Raw genomic sequence first — 6,007 nt, 5'->3', positions numbered from 1 at the left:
TCGCCGTTATGCTATCGATGCCAGTAAGATGAGCGCAGAGCTGGATTGGCAACCGCAAGAGACCTTTGAATCCGGTATTCGCAAAACCGTGCAGTGGTATCTGGATAACCAGCAGTGGGTCAACAACGTCAAGAGCGGTGCCTACCAGTCCTGGATTGAGCAGCAGTATGGAGAAGAAATGTAATGAAAGGCATTATTCTGGCTGGCGGCTCGGGCACTCGTCTTTATCCGATTACCATGGGTGTTTCCAAGCAGTTACTGCCTATTTACGATAAGCCTATGATTTATTACCCGATTTCGGTATTAATGCTGGCGGGTATTCGTGAAATTTTGATTATTACTACCCCAGACGATCAAGTGTCATTTCAGCGTTTGTTGGGTGATGGCAGCCAGTTTGGCATCACGCTGGAATATGCAGTGCAAGCAAGCCCCGATGGGTTGGCACAGGCATTTTTGATTGGTGAGCAGTTTGTCGGTGATTCCAGTGTCTGTTTGGCCTTGGGCGACAATATTTTCTGGGGCCAAGGCTTTTCGCCCATTTTAAAACGTGCGGCGCAGCGCTCAATAGGTGCCACTGTATTTGGCTATCAGGTGAAAGACCCTGAACGCTTTGGCGTGGTGGAATTTGATGCGGACATGAAGGCGGTATCAATTGAGGAGAAGCCCGCCCAACCCAAATCTCAATACGCTGTGACGGGTCTCTATTTCTACGACAACAAGGTCGTGGAACTGGCCAAGCAGGTGCAACCCTCACATCGGGGCGAACTGGAAATCACCACATTAAATGAGATGTATCTCAACGCTGGTGAACTAAATGTCGAATTGCTGGGCCGTGGTTTCGCTTGGCTCGATACCGGCACTTATGAAAGCCTGCACGATGCCGCTTCGTTTGTAGAAACCATAGAAAAACGCCAAGGCTATAAAATCGCCTGCTTAGAAGAGATCGCTTGGCGCAATAAGTGGCTAACAGATAACCAACTTAGCGATGCAGCAAATAAAATGGCCAAGAATAGCTATGGCCAATATTTGTTTGATTTATTAAATAAATAATAGAGATTGCAATGAGCCTGATTAATCTAATCGATTTTCCTGTGCTAGGTGATGAGCGTGGTGTGTTAGTTGTGCTAGAATCAAATCGCCACATCCCATTTGATATTAAGCGAGTTTATTATATTTATGGTACATCCCAAGGTGTGGCTCGAGGCTTTCATGCCCACAAGGTGCTTAAACAAGTCGCGATTTGTTTAAAAGGATCTTGCCGCTTTGTAATGGATGATGGCAAAGATAAAAAAGACGTGATCTTGGCAACGCCAGACAAAGGCTTGCTAATTGATGCCATGCAGTGGCACGAGATGTACGACTTTTCTGAGGACTGTGTGCTGATGGTATTGGCTGATCAGCTTTATGATGAGTCAGACTATATCCGTGACTATACACAATTTATTGAGGCGGCTAATACCCATGTTCATTCATCCGCTCAGTGATGTACAAAGCAACAATATAGGTGAAGGCACACGGATTTGGCAGTTCGCCGTTGTCCTGAAAGAGGCCACCATTGGCCGTAATTGTAATATTTGTGCCCATACCTTGATTGAAAATGATGTAGTGCTAGGGGATAACGTCACCGTCAAATCGGGCGTCTATATTTGGGATGGCACCACCATTGGTAATAACGTATTCATTGGCCCTTGTGCCACCTTTACCAATGATAAAATGCCGCGTTCCAAAGTGTATCCTGAAGCGTTTGCTCGTATCACTATTGAAGACCATGCCTCTATTGGCGCTAATGCTACCTTATTGCCTGGTATTACCATTGGCAAACATGCCATGGTGGGTGCTGGGTGCGTCGTGACGAAAGATGTGCCTGCTTACGCTGTCGTGGTGGGTAATCCGGCCAAAATTATTAAATGTATAGAGTTGTAACATGATGATTAACTTCCTCGATTTAAAAGCCATCAATAACCAATATCAGCAAGAACTCAAAGACGCCTGCGCTCGTGTTATCGACTCTGGTTGGTATATTATGGGTGATGAGCTGACTCAATTTGAAGATGAATTTTCCTCTTACTGTGGAACCAAACATGCCATCGGTGTAGCTAATGGCTTGGATGCCCTTATTTTGGTGCTACGAGCATGGAAAGAACTTGGCAAGCTCAAGGCCGGTGATGAGGTGATTGTGCAGGCTAATACCTATATTGCCTCGGTACTCGCTATTACCGAAAACGATCTGGTGCCCGTGCTGGTTGAGCCGAATGTGGAAACTTATAATCTCGACCCCGAGTTGGTTCGCGCAGCCATCACTCCTAATACCAAAGCCATTTTGCCGGTACACCTCTATGGCCGGCTTTCTCCCATGCCTGAGCTGATGGCTATTGCCAAAGAGCTTGACCTGTTGGTGCTTGAAGATTGTGCCCAAGCTCACGGGGCACAAATTAATGGCAAGCGTGCCGGTAATTGGGGGGATGCTGCTGGTTTTAGCTTCTATCCAGGAAAAAACCTGGGGGCACTTGGCGATGCTGGTGCAGTCACTACAAATAATGATGAACTGGCCAAGACACTGAAGGCTCTACGCAATTATGGATCTCACAAAAAATATGAAAACCTCTATCAAGGAATAAATAGCCGTTTGGATGAGATCCAGGCCGCGATGATGCGAGTTAAATTACCTTATCTGGAGAAGGAAACTTCGCGTCGTCAAGAAATTGCTCGGCTTTACCGCGCTGGAATCAACAATCCGCTGGTTACATTGCCCCGAGTTGAAGCTGAATGTACTCATGTCTGGCATCTATTTGTGGTGCACACTGAGGTACGTGAACAATTGCAGTTGTGGTTGACCGGACAAGGGATTCAAACCCTGATCCACTATCCTATTCCCCCACATCAGCAACAGGCTTATCCGCAGTTCTGGGATTGTGAATTGCCGCTAACCGAACAAATTCACCAACAGGTGCTATCGATTCCTATGGATCCGACTATGAGTGATGAGGCAGTGGCAAAGGTGATTGATGCGGTAAACGGCTTTAAGATATGAAGCGTTTGCTAAAAGTGACTGCCATGACGGGTCTGCTAACGTTGCTCAGAATGGCGATGGGTTTTGTGATTGCCAAGGTGGTGGCTGTTTATACCGGCCCCACCGGCATGGCAATGTTAGGCCAAGTTCAGAATATGGTGACTAGCCTCAATGGTATTATCAATGCGCCAGTTGGCAGCGGTATTGTTCGCTATACGGCAGAAAAACAAAGTGAAGGTTTTGAGGCGTGTGCTTCTTGGTGGCGAGCCTCCTTACAATGGGTTCTGATCATTTCGGCAATCACAATACCTATTGGACTATTGTTAGCGGATCGTATCGCAGCTTGGCTATTTCAAGATAAAGCCCTTGCCTGGATTATAATGATTACGGTGGCAGTACTGCCATTTTCAGCGGTAGGTACATTATGTAATTCCGTGATCAATGGTCAGCAACAGTATCGTCGTTATGTCAGCCTTGGGATGTTATCAGTCTTGATTTCTGGCGCAGTTATGTTGACCATGATCGTTCAGGCAAATATCAAAGGTGCCCTGTTAGCGACTTCAGTACAGGCCGCTTTAATTGGCGTGATAATGTTGACAGCAAACTTCCGGCAACCCTGGTGTAAAGTACGTTATTGGTGGGGGGCGACCGATAAACAAGCTAGAAAGGCGATCGGTAGCTATATGTTGATGGCTATCACCACTGCATTGACGGTTCCGACATCTCTAGTCTTAGTCAGAAATATTCTGATAGACCAAGTTGGTTGGGAAGCAGCTGGCCAGTGGCAGGCCGTATGGAAAATATCAGAAGTTTACCTTGGTGTGATCACCATAGCGTTGGGAACTTATTATTTACCACGCCTTTCATCATTGGCTGGCGTTGATGCTATTGTGGGTGAAATACATAAAACAGCTCGAATTGTGTTGCCTATTGTTGCCATTTTAGCGTTAAGCGTCTATCTGTTGCGTGACGTTGCTATTTGGCTTCTATTTACCAAGGAGTTTAATGCTGCACGCGATCTCTTTGCCGTTCAACTTTGTGGTGATGTGGTCAAAATTGCCAGTTGGTTGTATGCCTACCCAATGTTATCCCGTGGTGCTACTAAGTGGTTTATTGGAACTGAAATCGCATTTTCTACATCCTTCGTTGTTTTGTCACACATATTTGTTAGCTACGCAGGAATAAAAGGTGTGACGTCAGCTTACTTTATTAGCTATTCCATATACTTTTTAATTATCTTCTTAAATGTAAAGAAAATTGCCCGTTAGTCCAAACGGAATTTTACATAATGTTATTTAACGTAGTTTGTTAATTATATGTCCATAATAATAGTTGCTAAAGTAATTTTTATTGGTGGCTGTGCGCCATTATAAAATACATCCATTTCATATTTTATGATTTCCTTATTGGTGCCCCTATAATTTAAACTATTGATTTTTATAGGCATGCTGTTATTTAAAATTATGAGTTAAATAATATTAGTTGGTTATGACTGTGCGCAGTTTGTTTATAAAGATGCCGAGAAAAACTAATGAAAATATTATTGATTGGTGAGTATTCAGGAGTTCATTCTAATTTAGCAGATGCGTTGAGATTACAAGGGCATATTGTATTTACAGTATCTGATGGAGATTCATATAAAAATTTCCCTAGAGATATAACCATTAAAAGAAAGCATATTTCTGGAAAGCTTGGACTGTTATGTGAATTAATACTTGAATACTTAGGAGTAAAGGGGTTTATATGCTATCTTTTAAACCTTAAAAAGATAAATAGCTTAAAAGGATATGATGTAGTTCAAATAATAAATCCTGTAGCTCTCGAGGCTTTTGGTTCGATTGCTAACATCCTTTTTATAAAAAAACTATCAAAGAGTAACGGATCATTATTTTTATGTGCATTAGGTGATGATGCTCGTTGGGTTGATACATGCTTAACTGGAGGGTTTAAATACTCCCCGTTCAACGGATTAACACTGAAAACGGCAATTAAATATTCTTATTCATTAAGATATAAATATGGTCTTTTTTTTAAAACCCTCCAAAAAACAGCTGAAAGATTATCAGAGAGAATAATACCTGGGCTTCTTGATTACAAAAAAGCGTACGAAAATAGTGAAAAATGCACAGGTATCATAAGGATTCCATTATCTGAATCATTGATAACTCAAGCTAAAGAAAAATTGATTCAATTGGAGAGTTCTCAAGATAGTAAGTATCGAGTAATCAGGATATTTCATGGTTGGCAATTAGGCAGAGAGTTGAAAAAGGGTAACTATATTTTTGATGATGCAGTAGAAAAATATCTTGCTCAGAAAAATGAGAATGTCGATTACCAGGTGGTCACATCAGTCCCTTATAATGAGTACATATCCAAGTTGAATTGCTCAGATATATTTCTTGACCAAACTAACAGCTATGATAGAGGGGTGAATGCACTTCTTGGGATGGCTTATGGCTGCGTTGTTTTTTCTGGTTTTGAGGATAGGGATATATACCCTGATATAGGTATAAATGCGGTTCCCAGTAGTGATGCTATATACGATAGCCTTGAAAGACTGATAAATGACCCTAAATTAATGTATGATATAAAAATAAATGCGTTGAAGTTTATAATAGAAAATCATGAACCTTCTTTAATAGCCAATAAATATCTAGAAGTGTGGTCATTAAAATAATATGAAAAGAGAAAGTATAGAATACAGGCAGGAATATGTTTCTTTACTATTAGCCATAATAAATGTAATAGTTTATATCTCTTTTTGTGGTTATTTTTCTATGAATAGCGATTTTCATGGAGATACCATTGAATACATGTACAATTTTAATGAAATCCACCAATACCCTTTTCCTTATGGTGTTGAAGTCATAACCCCACTTATAATGTGGGTAGTTAGTTTCTTTGGGGGGGATTTTAGAGACTTTATATTTATCTGTCTTGCTATCTGGACTCCGATGATTTTTTTACTCGGTCTTTATTCACGGTCAAACTTTCTAT

7 protein-coding genes and 1 pseudogene are annotated in these 6,007 nt (G+C 41.7%); all 8 read left to right on the top strand.

Translation table 11 applies throughout. The features are described 5' to 3' along the window. Positions 1-184: pseudogene (locus AACS18_RS12810) on the top strand (dTDP-glucose 4,6-dehydratase); the annotation flags it as partial. Next, the gene (gene rfbA, locus AACS18_RS12805) at positions 184-1,050 is read left to right on the top strand and encodes a glucose-1-phosphate thymidylyltransferase RfbA (protein ID WP_108612446.1); all 867 of its coding nucleotides are present in this window, start codon (positions 184-186) and stop codon (positions 1,048-1,050) included. The pseudogene AACS18_RS12810 and the gene rfbA, both read left to right, overlap by 1 nt. 11 nt (positions 1,051-1,061) lie before the next feature. Continuing rightward, a complete protein-coding gene (locus AACS18_RS12800; RefSeq protein WP_108612445.1) occupies positions 1,062-1,484 on the top strand; it encodes a sugar 3,4-ketoisomerase in 423 nt (140 codons plus the stop codon). Next, the gene (locus AACS18_RS12795; protein ID WP_108612444.1) at positions 1,462-1,923 is read left to right on the top strand and encodes an acyltransferase; all 462 of its coding nucleotides are present in this window, start codon (positions 1,462-1,464) and stop codon (positions 1,921-1,923) included. The genes AACS18_RS12800 and AACS18_RS12795 overlap by 23 nt, the downstream gene beginning before the upstream one ends. A 1-nt stretch (position 1,924) precedes the next feature. Next, a complete protein-coding gene (locus tag AACS18_RS12790) occupies positions 1,925-3,031 on the top strand; it encodes a DegT/DnrJ/EryC1/StrS family aminotransferase (RefSeq protein WP_258228708.1) in 1,107 nt (368 codons plus the stop codon). Further along, complete coding sequence (locus tag AACS18_RS12785; protein ID WP_108612443.1) at positions 3,028-4,278, top strand: O-antigen translocase; 1,251 nt, start codon at positions 3,028-3,030, stop codon at positions 4,276-4,278. Before AACS18_RS12790 ends, AACS18_RS12785 begins: the two co-directional genes overlap by 4 nt. 263 nt (positions 4,279-4,541) lie before the next feature. Continuing rightward, the gene (locus AACS18_RS12780) at positions 4,542-5,687 is read left to right on the top strand and encodes a glycosyltransferase (RefSeq protein ID WP_146184761.1); all 1,146 of its coding nucleotides are present in this window, start codon (positions 4,542-4,544) and stop codon (positions 5,685-5,687) included. A 1-nt stretch (position 5,688) separates the two neighbouring features. After that, positions 5,689-6,007: hypothetical protein (locus AACS18_RS12775; protein WP_219927969.1), on the top strand; the 319-nt coding region annotated here is incomplete at its 3' end.

This window comes from Aeromonas sp. HMWF015, assembly GCF_963878965.1.
GTDB classification, from domain to species: domain Bacteria; phylum Pseudomonadota; class Gammaproteobacteria; order Enterobacterales; family Aeromonadaceae; genus Aeromonas; species Aeromonas veronii.
This window is presented reverse-complemented; position numbering and strand designations above follow the sequence as displayed.

Excerpts from the sequence above, each read along its gene's own strand:
- rfbA (WP_108612446.1), top strand. The coding sequence starts at position 184 with ATGAAAGGCATTATTCTGGCTGGCGGCTCGGGCACTCGTCTTTATCCG.
- AACS18_RS12800 (WP_108612445.1), top strand. The coding sequence starts at position 1,062 with ATGAGCCTGATTAATCTAATCGATTTTCCTGTGCTAGGTGATGAGCGT.
- AACS18_RS12795 (WP_108612444.1), top strand. The coding sequence starts at position 1,462 with ATGTTCATTCATCCGCTCAGTGATGTACAAAGCAACAATATAGGTGAA.
- AACS18_RS12790 (WP_258228708.1), top strand. The coding sequence starts at position 1,925 with ATGATGATTAACTTCCTCGATTTAAAAGCCATCAATAACCAATATCAG.
- AACS18_RS12785 (WP_108612443.1), top strand. The coding sequence starts at position 3,028 with ATGAAGCGTTTGCTAAAAGTGACTGCCATGACGGGTCTGCTAACGTTG.
- AACS18_RS12780 (WP_146184761.1), top strand. The coding sequence starts at position 4,542 with ATGAAAATATTATTGATTGGTGAGTATTCAGGAGTTCATTCTAATTTA.